This is a genomic window from Streptomyces sp. GL_141 (assembly GCF_057834385.1).
The window spans coordinates 5,961,872-5,975,769 of record NZ_CM174402.1; the positions used below are offsets into that span (position 1 = coordinate 5,961,872).

General features: G+C 72.1%; 11 protein-coding genes. 4 read left to right on the plus strand and 7 right to left on the minus strand.

Annotated elements, in window-relative coordinates; all coding sequences use genetic code 11:
- Window positions 1-588: 588 nt before the first annotated feature.
- The gene (locus AC3IX6_RS26480; RefSeq protein WP_489365209.1) at window positions 589-2,649 is read left to right on the plus strand and encodes an MDR family MFS transporter; all 2,061 of its coding nucleotides are present in this window, start codon (window positions 589-591) and stop codon (window positions 2,647-2,649) included.
- 82 nt (window positions 2,650-2,731) lie between these two features.
- On the opposite strand, the gene AC3IX6_RS26485 is transcribed toward AC3IX6_RS26480, so the two are convergent.
- Window positions 2,732-3,262 carry a GNAT family N-acetyltransferase gene (locus AC3IX6_RS26485; protein ID WP_489365211.1) on the minus strand — a complete coding sequence of 177 codons (531 nt, stop codon included), beginning with the start codon at window positions 3,260-3,262 and terminating at the stop codon, window positions 2,732-2,734.
- Window positions 3,263-3,367: 105 nt separating this feature from the next.
- Here AC3IX6_RS26485 and AC3IX6_RS26490 point away from each other — a divergent pair, with 105 nt between their 5' ends.
- Window positions 3,368-3,763: a nuclear transport factor 2 family protein gene (locus AC3IX6_RS26490; protein WP_489365213.1), complete on the plus strand. Its 396-nt coding sequence runs from the start codon at window positions 3,368-3,370 to the stop codon at window positions 3,761-3,763.
- Between the two features lie 122 nt (window positions 3,764-3,885).
- On the opposite strand, the gene AC3IX6_RS26495 is transcribed toward AC3IX6_RS26490, so the two are convergent.
- Window positions 3,886-4,251 carry an antibiotic biosynthesis monooxygenase family protein gene (locus AC3IX6_RS26495; RefSeq protein ID WP_489365215.1) on the minus strand — a complete coding sequence of 122 codons (366 nt, stop codon included), beginning with the start codon at window positions 4,249-4,251 and terminating at the stop codon, window positions 3,886-3,888.
- 224 nt (window positions 4,252-4,475) lie between these two features.
- Here AC3IX6_RS26495 and AC3IX6_RS26500 point away from each other — a divergent pair, with 224 nt between their 5' ends.
- Window positions 4,476-6,425: a bifunctional glycosyltransferase 87/phosphatase PAP2 family protein gene (locus AC3IX6_RS26500; RefSeq protein WP_489365217.1), complete on the plus strand. Its 1,950-nt coding sequence runs from the start codon at window positions 4,476-4,478 to the stop codon at window positions 6,423-6,425.
- Window positions 6,426-6,729: 304 nt separating this feature from the next.
- Here AC3IX6_RS26500 and AC3IX6_RS26505 read toward each other — a convergent pair whose 3' ends face one another.
- Both AC3IX6_RS26505 and AC3IX6_RS26510 read right to left on the minus strand, forming a co-directional pair.
- Window positions 6,730-7,080, minus strand: a complete 351-nt coding sequence (locus AC3IX6_RS26505) for a DUF6193 family natural product biosynthesis protein (protein ID WP_489365219.1) — start codon at window positions 7,078-7,080, stop codon at window positions 6,730-6,732.
- 157 nt (window positions 7,081-7,237) lie between these two features.
- On the minus strand, window positions 7,238-8,482 hold the full coding sequence (locus tag AC3IX6_RS26510; RefSeq protein WP_489365221.1) for a cytochrome P450: 1,245 nt from the start codon (window positions 8,480-8,482) through the stop codon (window positions 7,238-7,240).
- 275 nt (window positions 8,483-8,757) lie between these two features.
- On the opposite strand from AC3IX6_RS26510, the gene AC3IX6_RS26515 reads away from it, so the two are divergent.
- Window positions 8,758-9,927 (plus strand): steroid 3-ketoacyl-CoA thiolase, encoded by a 1,170-nt coding sequence (locus tag AC3IX6_RS26515; RefSeq protein ID WP_250745683.1) that lies wholly within the window; start codon window positions 8,758-8,760, stop codon window positions 9,925-9,927.
- 124 nt (window positions 9,928-10,051) lie between these two features.
- On the opposite strand, the gene AC3IX6_RS26520 is transcribed toward AC3IX6_RS26515, so the two are convergent.
- The 3 genes from AC3IX6_RS26520 to AC3IX6_RS26530 all read right to left on the minus strand — a co-directional run bounded on the left by AC3IX6_RS26520 (window position 10,052) and on the right by AC3IX6_RS26530 (window position 13,898).
- Window positions 10,052-10,456, minus strand: a complete 405-nt coding sequence (locus AC3IX6_RS26520) for an aggregation-promoting factor C-terminal-like domain-containing protein (protein ID WP_489365223.1) — start codon at window positions 10,454-10,456, stop codon at window positions 10,052-10,054.
- Between the two features lie 350 nt (window positions 10,457-10,806).
- Window positions 10,807-11,682: an ECF transporter S component gene (locus AC3IX6_RS26525; RefSeq protein WP_489365225.1), complete on the minus strand. Its 876-nt coding sequence runs from the start codon at window positions 11,680-11,682 to the stop codon at window positions 10,807-10,809.
- Entirely contained in the window at window positions 11,679-13,898 is a 2,220-nt protein-coding gene (locus AC3IX6_RS26530; protein ID WP_489365227.1) for an ABC transporter ATP-binding protein, read from the minus strand. The genes AC3IX6_RS26525 and AC3IX6_RS26530 overlap by 4 nt, the downstream gene beginning before the upstream one ends.

The following is a 13,898-nucleotide window of genomic DNA, read 5'->3' on the forward strand; positions in this document are numbered from 1 at the left end:
GCGGCGGCATGGTGTCCGGGCGGCCGGGGTGCGGCGGTGTGGTGGCCGGGTTGGGGTGCGGCGCGGTGCTCGCAGGGCCAGGCGGCGGGGTGGTGTCCCGGCGGCCTGCGTGCGGTGGCGTCGCGCCCGCCGGGTCGGGGTGTGCCGTGGGGGCCGGCGGGATCGGGGGCGCTGTGGTGCCTGTCCGGCCGGGGACGTGTGCCGTGGTGGGGGCGGGGTGGTGTGGCGGGGTGGCCGTCGGGCCGGGGTGTGCCGTGGTGCCTGCCCGGCCTGGTAGGTGTGCCGTGGTGGGGCCGGGGTGGTGGGGCGGGGTGGTCGTCGGGTCGGGGTGGGGTGGGGGTGTCGGGGTGGGTGGGTTGGGGAGGGTTACGTAGGGGCGGACGCGCAGGGGCTGGAAGCCTGGTGCGCAGTCGCAGGCTCCTTCCGCCGTGCCGCATTCCGGACAGTGCTCGGTGCTCACTCGAATCCCTCCCCTGGCTGTTGCCAGCGATTATGCAGACCCCCGGTAACCCGCCCAACCCGCCCGAGAGGCCATAACGGGACACACCGCTCAGGATGGAGGAGTCGATCAGGCCCGAGGAGGAGCCGATGGTGCAGGACGTGACCACGGAGCCCGACCCGCGCAAGCGGACAGCCGGCCCCAGCGCCGAACACGCCTCACGTGAGGTGCTCGTCTCCATCGGTGCGCTGCTGCTGGGGCTGCTCATCTCTTCGCTCGACCAGACGATCGTGTCGACGGCCCTGCCGACGATCGTCAGCGATCTCGGCGGGATGTCCCACCTGTCGTGGGTGGTCACGGCCTACATGCTCGCTTCGACGGCCGCCACGCCGCTGTGGGGCAAGCTCGGGGACCAGTACGGTCGCAAGAAGCTCTTCCAGTCGGCCATCGTGATCTTCCTGATCGGGTCCGCCCTGTGCGGCCTGGCACAGAACATGCCGCAGCTCATCGGCTTCCGCGCGCTGCAGGGACTGGGCGGCGGCGGGCTGATGGTGCTGTCGATGGCGATCGTCGGAGACATCGTCCCGCCGCGCGAACGCGGCAAGTACCAGGGACTCTTCGGCGCGGTCTTCGGAGCCACCAGCGTGCTGGGGCCGCTGCTGGGCGGACTGTTCGTGGACCACCTGTCGTGGCGCTGGGTCTTCTACATCAACCTCCCCATCGGTCTCGTCGCCCTCGTCGTCATCGCCGCGGCCCTGAAGATCCCGGTGCGCACCGAGAAGCACACGATCGACTACCTCGGCACCTTCCTCATCGCCTCCGTCGCGACCTGCCTGGTGCTCGTGGCCTCGCTCGGCGGCACCTGGGGCTGGAGCTCCCCGGAGATCATCGGGCTCGCGGTGCTCGGCCTCGTCCTGCTGATCGCCTTCGTCATCGTCGAGCAGCGGGCCGTGGAACCGGTGCTCCCGCTCAAGCTGTTCCGGATCCGGACCTTCACCCTCTGCTCGCTGATCAGCTTCATCGTCGGTTTCGCGATGTTCGGCGCGATGGTCTACCTGCCGACCTTCCTCCAGGTGGTCCAGGGCGTCTCCCCGACCATGTCGGGCGTCCACATGCTGCCGATGGTGCTCGGGCTTCTGATCACCTCCACCGTGTCCGGCCAGATCGTCAGCCGTACCGGGCGCTGGAAGGTCTTCCCGATCGCGGGCACGGCACTGACCGCGGTCGGGCTGCTGCTCCTGCACCAGCTGGAGCGCACCAGCTCCACCTGGGAGATGAGCGTCTACTTCTTCGTCTTCGGCGCCGGCCTCGGACTGGTCATGCAGGTGCTCGTCCTCGTGGTGCAGAACTCGGTCAGCTACGCCGACCTCGGTGTCGCCACCTCGGGTGCCACCTTCTTCCGCTCCATCGGCGCCTCCTTCGGCGTCGCCATCTTCGGCACGATCTTCACCAACCGGCTCGACGACAAGCTGGCCGGTGCGCTCAAGGGGATCCCGCTGCCGCCGGGGCTGGACACGAGCAAGCTGGAGGCCGACCCGCGCGCCATCGGCGCCCTCCCCGCCGCGCTGCGGCCGCGCGTGCTCGACGCCTACGCCACCTCCATCACCGACGTGTTCCTCTACGCGGCGCCCGTGGTGCTCGTGGCCTTCGTCGTGGCCTGGTTCCTGAAGGAGGACAAGCTGCGCGGTTCGGTGACGGCGCCCGATGTCACCGAGACCCTCGCCTCCAACCCCGTCCAGCGCTCCTCGCGGGAGGAGGTCGCCCGCGCCCTGACGGTGCTCGGGACCCTCCAGGGCCGCAAGCACGTCTACGAGAAGATCACCGCGAAGGCCGGCTACGACCTGCTGCCCGCCGCCAGCTGGATGCTGCTGCGGATCAACAAGTACGGAACCGTCGACCCGGCCGTGCTGGCGGAGAAGACCATGGTGCCGCTGCGGGCCATCACGGACGCGGGCCGCCAGATCGAGGAGCGGGGGCTGGCCGTCCGCGAGGGGCTGCCGCTGGTCCTGACGGAGAAGGGGCGTCAGAGCGCGCTGAAGCTGTCCGCCGCACGGGAGGAGTCGCTCGCCGAGCTGCTCGGTGACTGGTGGACCGCGGACCGGCCGACCGACCTGTCCGAGCTGGTCGCGGAGATCAACTCGGAGCTCTGCGGTTCCGTCGACGAGGAGCCCTACGAGACCCTGCCCCGCCGGGACCATTCAGCGAGGTGAGCGCCCCCCACCCGCGCGAGGTGAGCGCCCCCCCCGTGAGGTGGACGGCTCCGCCGGGTGGGCGGCCCCGCCCGGTGAACGGTCAGGCCAGGCGCTTCTCGAACCAGTGCTCGGCGTAAGGACCGGAGCTGTACGCGGGTATCTCGGCGTACCCGTGGCGCGCGTACAACGCGCGGGCCTCCACCAGGTCGGACCGGGTGTCCAGCCGGACCCGCTCGGCGCCCAGCTCGCGGCCCGCGTCCTCCAGGACCCGGAGCAGGGCCGCCCCGCCGCCCGTACCGCGGGCGCGCGGGTCCACGTACACCCGGGTGAGCTCGGCGGTGACGGGGTCCAGCAGGCGTATCCCCCCGCACGCGAGGGGACGGCCGTCGAGCCTGCCGACCACGAAGCGGCCCGTCCGCCCCGTGAGCTCGTCGTCCGGGAAGTCCAGGAGCCCCTGGTCGATCTCGGCCTCGGTCACGGACCGCCGCCAGTACCGGCCGGCGACCTCCGCGTAGTACGCGCGGCGCAGCAGCGTGGCGTCCGGCGTGGTGAACGGTTCGGCGGCGACCCGCCAGATCCCGGCCGGGGCCGGGGCCGGGGTCGGGGTGGGGAGCGTCTCTCTGCTGGTCATGACGTCATTGTGGAGCGGCTCCCCGCTGCCCGCGTTGGAATATCCACAGGACCGGGCCGATGATAGGAAAAGTGGCAAACCGTACCCACGAAGGGCGTGACCGTCATGTCGGAGCATCCTGACTGTGCCCTGATCCGCCGCGGCTACGAGGCTTTCGGCCAGGGTGACATGGAGAAGCTGAGCACGATGATGACGGCCGACGTCATCCAGCACATGCCCGGCAGCGGCCCCCTCTCGGGCCACCACAAGGGGCGGGAAGCCGTCTTCGATCTCTACCGCCGGCTCGGCGAGGAGACGAACGGAACATTCAACGTCCATCTGGACAAAGTGCTCGCCGACGGCCGCGGCCACGTCATGAGTTTCCACACAGCGCGCGCCGACCGGGGCGACCGCGGGATCGAGATCCACGAGGGAATCTTCTTCACGATCGTCGCCGGAAAGATCAGCGACCTCGACGTCTGCACCGAGGACATCGAGGAGAGCGACACCTTCTGGGCGTGAGGCCCGAGGCGCGCCCGAGGGGCCTCGGTGGCTGAGTGGCCCGCAGGGGCGGCAAGAGGCATCAGAGCCATGTGAGGCATGTGAGAAGGGCCCGGAGCCGCGGCTCCGGGCCCTTCCGACGCTCAGCCCTGCTTCGGCGCAGCCTGCTGCACGACCTCGAACGACCACACCGACGAGCCCGTGGCAGCGGGCTTCGGCCGCTCCGCGCCGCCTTCGCCGCCCGCCGGACCACCGGCCGGACCGCCCGCCGGAGCGCCACCCTGGTGGGCCGCCTTCATGGGCCCCTCCATCCACGCCTGGAAGTCCGCCTCGGAACGCCACCGCGTGTACACGAGATACTGGTCCGTGCCCTCGACGGGCCGCAGCAGCTCGAACCATTCGAAGCCGTCCGAGCTCTCCACGGAGCCCGCACGGGAGGCGAACCGCTGCTCCAGAACCTCTCGCTGCGCGTCCGGGACGGTGAGGGCGTTGATCTTCACGATGCTCATGCCCGCCATCCTAGGTATCGCGCGGGGGATATCGTCGTCCGGGTAAATGAAGCGCGCGGTATGAAACGCAGTACGAAACGCGGCAGCCAGGCGAAGTCAGGGTTGCAGTCAACAGGGCGGGAGGCCGGCGAGGCGTGGCTAACGCGGCGGAGCACAGTGGTGCGAACGGACATGCCGGGGTCATAGGCGGTAGCGGCGGAAGCAGACTCGGGGCGGCACGCCTCATGCTGTGGGCGCTGGCCCTGCTGCTCGCCGTCAGGCAGGCCACGGTCGTGCTGCGCGTGCCACCGGGCGAGTGGCTCAGCGGCTTCCACCTCCCGGGCAGTCTGCCGGGCTCGCTCTACACGAACGGCCAGTTCACCGGGACCCCCTTCGCGGGGCTGGTCCTCAAGCCGCTCCTGGGCCTCGCCGCACCCTCCCTGGAGGTGGCCTGGACCTGCGTGACCCTGCTGCTCGTCGCCGCCGTCGGGCTGGTCGCCGCGCGCGCCCTGCCCGACCCGGTGCCGCGGCGCACCGCGCTGCTCGCCGCGCCCGTGCTGGTCGCGCTGATGATGGTCTCGCTGCCCGTCCGCGAAGCCGCGCTGCCGGGGCAGACCGCCGTACTGCCGGTGCTGCTGGTGCTCCTCGCCGTGTTCCGGGTCCCGAGCGAGCGCCCGTCCGGGTTCCTGATCGGCCTGGCCGCAGCCCTCCAGCCCGCGCTGCTGCTCTTCGCACCGCTGCTGTGGCTGTCCGGACGCAGGGCCACCGCGCGCTCCGCCGCCGTGACCTTCACCGGCGCCACCGCCCTGTCCTGGGCGGCCCTGCCCAGCGACTCGTGGACGTACTGGGTCCAGCACCTGGCCGGCACCGGCCTCGGCGGCGCACCCGACGGGCTCGCCAACCAGTCCGTGCACGGCGCCCTGCTGCGCCTGGGCCTCTCCGGCCCCGGCGAGGTGCTGCTCTACGCCGCCCTCGCGGCCCCGATCGTTTGGATCGGCCTGCGCCGCGCCGCCCGCTACGCCCGTGACGGCCAGCTGCTGCTCGCCGTCGCGATCACCGGCTGCGTGGCCGTCGCCGTGTCCCCGACGGGCTGGCGCCACCAGCTGCTGTGGGTGCTGCTCGCGGTCGCGGGCAAGGTCGGCAAGCGGGCCGCGGACCGGCCGGTGTGGCCGGTGGCGGTGGTCCTCGCCATGACCCTGCCGAGCGACGTGCTGCTGCCCAACCTGGTCGCGCTGGCCCCCGTACGGGACAACGTGCTGCTGCTCGCGGCCCTCGCGGCGGCGTGCGCGGTACCGTTCCTGCCGCGCTCCTCCCCGTACTGGCGCGAGCCGGTCCCCACCGCCTACGGGCGTCCCGCGCCCGCGCGGTGGGCGCGGGTGCCGCTGCTGCCGTTCTGGCGGCGCGTGCTGTCGCGTCCGAACCTGTTGCTGGAACTGCTCCTGATACGGGTCGGGTACTCGCTCTACTCGCACATCCGGGCCGCCGCACCCACCAGCCGCACCCTCGCGGAGGGCAACGGCAGCCAGATCCACGGGATCGAGAAGGCGCTCGGCATCGACATCGAGCACGCCGTGAACCACGCGGTGGTGAACACGCCCTGGCTGGAGGCGTTCTTCAACTTCTACTACACCTCCTTCCACTTCGTGGTCCCGCTGGCGATCCTCGCCGTCCTGTACTGGCGCCGCCCCAAGGACTACCGGTGGGCGCGGGCCTCGCTCGGCCTGGCCACCGTGCTGGCGCTCATAGGCTTCTGGCTGTATCCGCTCGCGCCGCCGCGGCTGATGCCCGGCATGGGCTACGTCGACACGGTGCACGGGGTGCAGGACCTGGCGAACCCGAGCTACGGGGCCATGACGGCGATCTCCAACCAGTACGCGGCGATGCCCTCGCTGCACTTCGGCTGGTCGCTGTGGTGCGGGATCGTGATCGTCACCATCGCGCCGAAGGGCTGGCAGAAGCTGCTGGGCGCGCTGCACCCGACGATCACGGTCTGCGCGATCGTCGCGACCGCCAACCACTGGGTGCTCGACGCGGTCGGCGGCGCGGTCGTCGTCGGTGCCGGTTTCGGGCTCGTCTACGTGCTGTCGGGTCCCCGGGGCGATGCCGTGCCGGCCGGGGTGGCCGTGCCGCGGCCGCGGCGGCCCGAGCGGGTCGGGGCGGGGTCCGCGGGGTCCGCGGAGCGGACTCGGGCCTAGTCGTCCGTGCGGTGACGACGAAGGGGTGCCGGGGCGGTGTAGCAGCCCGCCTCGGCACCCCTTCGCGATGGATCGCCGCGTTCTGTCAGGATCCGCCCGCGGGGTGGCTTCCGCCACTCGGGGCGGGGCCGGCAGGGCTGGCGGCGTGGGGCGGGGCCGGCGGCGTGGGGTGGGCCGGTGGGGTGGGCCCTGCGGGGCGAAGTCCCCTGCCCGCCCTTCGCCCGTTCCCCGGGGCTGTGCCCCGGACCCCCCTGGGGCTCCGCCCCAGACCCCGCGCCTCAAACGCCGGCGGGGCTGGATGGGGCTATTCCTGCGGGAGGTTTGCGAGTACGAGGGCTATGGCCGCGCGGGCCGTGTCGGCTTCGCCGAGGATGGTGGTCTGGCGGGGGCCGCGGACGCGGAAGCGGCCGTCGGGGAGGGGTTCCACGGCCGGGGCGGTCACGGCGAAGGGGTGGCCGGCGGAGGCGCTGAACCACAGGGTGAAGTGGCTGGTGTACGGGTAGAGCCGGCGCAGTTCCGGCTCCTCGCGGGCGGCCTCGATGAGGGCCAGGACGCCCTGGCTCATGGGCTCGGACCCGCCGCCGAGATCGACCATCCGCTGCCACGTCGTGGGCAGCCGCTGCCAGCGTCTCGCGCTCGGGTCATCGAGGTTCATCCGGGCAGTCTGGGGTCCGGTTCGGCGTCAAGGCAATGATCTCGCAGGCGGCGAGACGATAACGACCGGTGACTGGTGGGTAACAACCGGGGACGGCAGGGGCCGGGCGTGGGAGGTGGGGCCCCTGCCGTCCTGGATCACGGGTCAGCGGCGGCCGTCAGCCGTGGCTGACCCGCAGTTCCTTGATGCCGTTCAGCCAGGCCGCCCGCAGCCGGCGCGGGCCTTCGCCGGCGAGGCGCAGGTCGGGCAGGGCGTCGGCCAGGGCGTTGAACATCAGGTCGATCTCCATGATGGCCAGCGACTTGCCGAGGCAGAAGTGCGGGCCGCCGCCGCCGAAGCCCAGGTGCGGGTTCGGGTCGCGGGTGATGTCGAAGACGTCGGGGTTCTCGAAGACCTCCGGGTCGTGGTTGGCGGAGGAGTAGAACATGCCGACGCGGTCGCCGGCCTTGATCTTCTGCCCGCCCAGTTCGGTGTCCTGGGTGGCGGTCCGCTGGAAGGACACCACGGGGGTGGCCCAGCGGACGATCTCCTCGGCGGCGGTGGAGGGCCGGGTGCGCTTGTAGAGCTCCCACTGGTCGGGGTGGGTCAGGAAGGCGTGCATGCCGTGGCTGATGGCGTTGCGGGTGGTCTCGTTGCCCGCGACCGCCAGGAGGAGGACGAAGAAGCCGAACTCGTCGGAGCCCAGGTTGCCCTGGCCCTCGGCGGCCACGAGCTGCGTGACGATGTCCTTGGCCGGACACTCCTTGCGCTCCGCCGCCAGGTTCATCGAGTAGCCGATGATCTCGGCCGCCGCGTTGCCACCGACCTCGGCGGTGATCGCGTACTCCGGGTCGTCGTACGCGATCATCTTGTTCGACCAGTCGAAGATCCGGGACCGGTCCTCCTGCGGTACGCCGATCAGCTCGGCGATGGCCTGCAGCGGGAGCTCGCACGCCACTTGGGTGACGAAGTCGAAGCTGCCGTCGGCCGAGGCCTCCAGGGCCTCCGCGACGATCTTGCGGGCCCGGTCGCGCAGTGCGTCCTCCAGCCCGCGGATGGCCCGCGGGGTGAAGCCGCGCTGCACGATCTGGCGTACGCGGGTGTGTTCCGGCGGATCCATGTTCAACATGATCAGTCGCTGGGCATCTATCGCTTCGCGCTGGATGTGCTCGTTGAAGCGGATGATCGCCGTGTTCGTGGTCGAGGAGAACAGCTCCGGGTGCGTGGAGATGTACTTGACGTCCGCGTGCCGGGTGACGGCCCAGTACCCCTCGTCGTCGAAGCCGGTGACACCCCGCGGCTGCGGGCACCACCACACGGGTGCGGTCTGCCGCAACTGCGCGAACTCGGGGTAGGGGACCCGGTCTTGGAGAACATCCGGGTCGGTGGCGTCGAAGCCTTCGGGCAGCGCGGGGCAGGTCATCGGGCGACTCCAAAGTCTGACGGCCCATCAGAAGTTGGCTTGAAGGTAGTAACGAGTTCTAGAAGTGACAAGGGGCCCCGCGCGAACTGTTGCGTGTGGAATCCGTGTAAGCCGCGTGCAAGACCCTTGCGTACCGGGTGTTCTGGTCATAAGACTGCGGGGAGAACTAGAACGCGTACTAGTTCGGGTGGGGCGCCGGGACGGCCCGCCCGTCAGCTGAGGCGCGCTAGCCGATGCGCGCTGTGCGCTACGCAGGAGCAGGAGAGGACGAGCTCATGGCCGCGGAACCCGTCATCGTCGAAGCCGTACGCACCCCGATCGGCAAGCGCGGGGGCGCGCTCGCCAATCTTCACCCCGCCTACCTTCTCGGCGAGACCTACCGCGAGCTCCTCGCCCGCACCGGAATCCAGCCCGACTGCGTCGAGCAGATCGTCGGCGGCACCGTCACCCACGCCGGCGAGCAGTCGATGAACCCGGCCCGCAACGCCTGGCTGGCCATGGGCCTCCCGTACGAGACCGCCGCGACCACCGTGGACTGTCAGTGCGGCAGCTCCCAGCAGGCCAACCACATGGTCGCCAACATGATCTCCGGCGGTGTCATGGACATCGGCATCGCCTGCGGGGTCGAGGCCATGACCCGCGTCCCGCTCGGCTCGGGCTCCAAGCACGGCCCGGGCAAGCCCTTCCCGGACGAGTGGAACGTCGACCTCCCGAACCAGTTCGAGGCCGCCGAACGCATCGCCCGCCGCCGGGGCCTGACCCGCGAGGACGTGGACCGCCTCGGCGTCCTGTCCCAGGAGCGGGCCGCCGCCGCGTGGGCCGAGGAGCGGTTCAAGCGGGAGACCTTTGCCGTGCAGGTGCCCACCACCGAAGCGGAGCAGGCCGCCGGCCAGGGCATGTGGCGGCTGGTCGACCGGGACGAGGGCCTGCGCGACACCTCCATGGAGGGCCTGGCCCGGCTCAAGCCGGTCATGCCGACCGCCGTGCACACCGCAGGGAACTCCTCTCAGATATCCGACGGCGCCGCCGCCGTGATGTGGGCCTCGCGCAAGATGGCCCGCGCGCTCAAGCTGCGGCCGCGCGCCCGGATCGTCGCCCAGACGCTGGTCGGCTCCGACCCGCACTTCCACCTGGACGGGCCGATCGACGCCACCCGGGCCGTGCTGGGCAAGGCCGGGATGTCGCTGAAGGACATCGACCTCGTGGAGATCAACGAGGCCTTCGCCTCCGTCGTCCTCAGCTGGGCCCAGGTCTTCGACCAGGACCTGGAGAAGGTCAACGTCAACGGCGGCGGCATCGCCATCGGTCACCCCGTCGGCGCGACCGGGGCCCGGCTGATCACCACCGCCCTGCACGAGCTGGAGCGCCGGGACAAGGAGTTCGCGCTGATCACCATGTGCGCGGGCGGCGCGCTGGCGACCGGCACCATCATCCAGCGGTTGTAGCAGGCACTGCTGCACCGCTTTTGGACCCAGTGGGATGGGATCGCGAAGGCCCCGGTGGCCGGACCTGGGGAGGTCGGCCGCCGGGGCCTTCGCATGTGCTGCTTCGTCCGCTGGCGCTGGTGGTTTAGTACCAGTGGTTGTTCTTCCAGAACGTCCAGGCGCCCTCGGGGCTGCCGTAGCGGGAGTTCATGTAGTCCAGGCCCCACTTGATCTGGGTGGCCGGGTTGGTCTTCCAGTCCGAGCCCGCCGAAGCCATCTTCGAGGCCGGCAGGGCCTGGACCAGGCCGTAGGCGCCCGAGGAGGAGTTCGTGGCGGTGTGGTCCCAGCCGCTCTCGCGGGACACGATGTTGTTGAACGCCGCGAACTGCGCCGGGTCCTTGATCATCTGCTGCGCGATCGCCTTGGCACTCATCGGGGCGGCCTGCGCGGGAACCGCGGCCAGCATGGAACCGGCAACGCCCAGGGCGAGGACGGTACCCGCGAGGGTCTTCTTCGAAGCGGCGATGCGGCGGATGACGGTGTGGGACACGGACGGACCTTCCGACGGGGACAAGGGCAGTCGCAGACGTGCATGAGCCACTCACATGGAAGGGGGGGCTCACCGGCGGGAGCGGGAGAACCGGGTTCCGGGGGTGAGCCCGGGGTCTCCGTCCGCCTTGCGACACATCCAGTTCTACGGGGGTGGAGCGCGCCTGGCAACGACCCCTCTTACTAGTGGTCCTCGCAGCCGGGGTGCAACGGCCCCTCCTGGGGAGGGCGGGTGTCACCGCAGGTGGGGGGCGGTGTGCGGGGGTGGGCAAGGGACCTTCAAGGACTACTATCCCGGGTCGTATGTGACCTAGGTCCTGTGGGGCGGGTCACCGGCGGGCGGCCCGGATCTCACCCTCCGTGGCGGCCCGTGCGCCTTTCAGGGGAAGGTTTGGGGTGATGTGTGCCCTCCGGATCGAAGGCCACGGGCGCGTCGAACGCCGCTTTCCGTGTGGCCCGCCGCAACGCCTTCAGCAGGGTCGCGCCGATCGTGAGGGTCAGTACGACGGTCAGCGCGGCCCGGCCCAGGTCCCAGCCCATCGAGGTCACCAGGCAGTACGAGAGGAAGCGCGCGAGGTTCGCCGCGAGCGGTTCCCCGGGGTGGAAGGAGATGCCCTGGTTCATGCCCTGAAGGATCACCCAGCCCTGAAGGTTCATGATCGTGCCGTACGCGAACGAGCCGAGGAACCCGTACAGCGCGAGCATCGCCAGCTCGGCCCGCCCGCGGATCCGGTCCGGCCCCGGCAGCAGTCCGGCGCCCAGCGAGAACCAGCTCATGGCCAGCATCTGGAACGGCATCCACGGCCCGACACCACCCGTGAGCAGGGCCGACGCGAACATGGTGACCGAGCCCAGGACGAAGCCGAAGCCCGGGCCGAGGACACGGCCGCTCAGCACCATCAGGAAGAACATGGGCTCCAGGCCGCCCGTACCGGCGCCGAGGGGGCGCAGCACGGCTCCGACCGCGGCCAGTACGCCGAGCATGGCGACGGCCTTGGCGTCCATCCCGTCGTCGGCGATGGTCGCGACGACCACCCCGACCAGCAGCGGAAGCAGGGCCGCGAAGAGCCACGGGGCGTCCTGGGCGTGGGCGAAGCCGGACTGGCGGTCGGCGAGGAGCGGCCAGCAGAAGGCGCCGATGCCGATGAGGGTGATGAGGAGCAGGGCGGCGGCGGCGCGGGGGCCGATGCGGAGGGGGCGGGAACGGGGGGTACGGGGGGTGCTCATGAGGCCGCTCCGGGCACCCCGGCGGCTCCGGCCGTTCCGGCCGCTCCGGTGGCTCCGGTGGAGAGGGCCGCCTTGACCTGGGAGACCGTGAGCCAGTGGCCCGGGGCCAGGATCTTGGCCACCTGCGGGGCGAAGGCGGGGGAGGAGACGACGACCTCGGCGGTCGGGCCGTCCGCGACGATCTCGCCGCCGGCCAGGATCACCACGCGGTGGGCCAGCTCGGCGGCGAGCTCCACGTCGTGGGTGGCCAGCATGATGGCGTGCCCGTCGGCGGCGAGCCCGCGCAGGATCTCCACGAGGCGGGCCTTGGCGGCGTAGTCCAGCCCGCGGGTCGGCTCGTCGAGGAGCAGCAGGGCCGGGCGGCCGGTCAGGACCAGCGCCAGGGCGAGGACCAGGCGCTGGCCCTCGGACAGGTCGCGCGGGTGGGTGTCGTCGGGGACGTCGGGGAGGAGCGCGGCGACGAGGGCACGGCAGGTGCCGGGCGCCTGGCCGGCGTCGTGGTCGGCGGCGGTGCACTCGGCTGCGACGGTGTCGGCGTAGAGGAGGTCGCGGGGCTCCTGGGGGACGAGGCCGACGCGGGTCACCATCTCGGGGGGCGGCGTGCGGTGGGGGGTGCGGCCGCTGACCGTGATCTGGCCGGTGGTGGGCTCCAGCGTGCCGATGAGGGTGGCGAGGAGGGTGGACTTTCCGGCGCCGTTGCGGCCCATGACGGCGATGGTCTCGCCCTTCGCCACGGTGAGGTTGATGTCGCGGAGGACTTCGGCGCGGCCGCGGCGGAGGGAGACGGCCTTTGCGGTGGCCGGTGGCGCTTGGGTGGGGGCCGGGGTGGCCACGGTCGCCCCGGTGGGGGTGGCGGCCTGGGGCGGCTGCGGGGTGGGGTGGCCGCGGCGGCGCAGCCGGGCGAGCAGGCCGGGGCGCGGCGCGGGCGCGGGGTCGGGGTCGGGGCGGGAGCCCTGCGGGCGGCCGTCCCCTACCCACCCTTCGCCCGTTCCCCGGGGCTCCGCCGGGGGCTCCGCCCCGGCATCGGGCTCCGCCCCGGACCCCGCCGGGGGCTCCGCCCCGGCATCGGGCTGCGCCCCGGACCCCGCCGGGGGCTCCGCCCCGGCATCGGGCTGCGCCCCGGACCCGGCCGGGGGCCGCGCCCCGGCACCGGCCTGGGGCTGCGCCCCGGACCCCTCGCGGGGCTCCGCTCCGGCACCGGCCGGGAGCTGCGCTCCGGCATCGGGCTGCGCCCCGGACCCCACCGGGGTCGCCTCGGCACCGGCCTGGGGCTCCGCCCCGGACCCCGCCGGGAGCTGCGTCCCGGACCCGGCCGGGAGCTCCGCCCCGGCACCCGCCGGGGGCTGCGGCTCGGTACCGGGGTGTGTCGCGGGGGTGGGCTGTGGACTCTGGGTTGTTGTTGTGGTCAGGCGGGTCAGGAGGGGGGCTGCGCGGCGGCGGGCGTCGCGGATGGAGAGGGGGAGGGGGGACCAGGAGGCCAGGCGGCCCAGGGCTACCACCGGGGGGTGGACCGGGGAGATGGCCATGATGTCGGAGGGGGTGCCGAGGACCGGGGGTGCGCCCGGGGAGGGGAGGAGCAGGACCCGGTCGGCGTACTGGACGACGCGCTCCAGGCGGTGCTCCGCCAGCAGGACGGTCGTGCCCAGGTCGTGGACCAGGCGTTGCAGGACGGCAAGGACCTCCTCCGCCGCCGCCGGGTCGAGCGCCGATGTCGGCTCGTCCAGGACGAGGACACGGGGGTGCGGGGTCAGGACCGAACCGATCGCCACCCGCTGCTGCTGCCCGCCGGAGAGGGTGGCGATGGGGCGGTCGCGGAGGTCGTTCAGGCCGAGCAGGTCGAGGGTTTCCTCCACGCGGCGGCGCATGACCGAGGGCGCCAGGCCCAGGGACTCCATGCCGTAGGCCAGCTCGTCCTCGACGACGTCCGTCACGAAATGGGCCAGCGGGTCCTGGCCCACCGTGCCGACCACGTCCGCCAGTTCCCGCGGCTGGTGCGTGCGGGTGTCCCGGCCGGCGACCGTGACCCGACCCTTGAGGGTGCCCCCGGTGAAGTGCGGGACCAGACCCGAGACCGCCCCGAGGAGGGTGGACTTGCCGACGCCGGAGGGGCCGACCAGGAGGGTCAGCTCGCCTTCCGGGAGCGTGAAGTCGGCATGGGAGAGGGAGGGGGCGCTCGCGCCCTCGTACGTCACCGATACGTCCTCGAAGTGGATCAC

Bases quoted from the DNA above. Each gene is read 5' to 3' on its own strand.
- AC3IX6_RS26480 (WP_489365209.1), top strand. From the start codon at position 589: ATGGTGCAGGACGTGACCACGGAGCCCGACCCGCGCAAGCGGACAGCC.
- AC3IX6_RS26485 (WP_489365211.1), bottom strand. From the start codon at position 3,262: ATGACCAGCAGAGAGACGCTCCCCACCCCGACCCCGGCCCCGGCCCCG.
- AC3IX6_RS26490 (WP_489365213.1), top strand. From the start codon at position 3,368: ATGTCGGAGCATCCTGACTGTGCCCTGATCCGCCGCGGCTACGAGGCT.
- AC3IX6_RS26495 (WP_489365215.1), bottom strand. From the start codon at position 4,251: ATGAGCATCGTGAAGATCAACGCCCTCACCGTCCCGGACGCGCAGCGA.
- AC3IX6_RS26500 (WP_489365217.1), top strand. From the start codon at position 4,476: ATGCTGTGGGCGCTGGCCCTGCTGCTCGCCGTCAGGCAGGCCACGGTC.
- AC3IX6_RS26505 (WP_489365219.1), bottom strand. From the start codon at position 7,080: ATGAACCTCGATGACCCGAGCGCGAGACGCTGGCAGCGGCTGCCCACG.
- AC3IX6_RS26510 (WP_489365221.1), bottom strand. From the start codon at position 8,482: ATGACCTGCCCCGCGCTGCCCGAAGGCTTCGACGCCACCGACCCGGAT.
- AC3IX6_RS26515 (WP_250745683.1), top strand. From the start codon at position 8,758: ATGGCCGCGGAACCCGTCATCGTCGAAGCCGTACGCACCCCGATCGGC.
- AC3IX6_RS26525 (WP_489365225.1), bottom strand. From the start codon at position 11,682: ATGAGCACCCCCCGTACCCCCCGTTCCCGCCCCCTCCGCATCGGCCCC.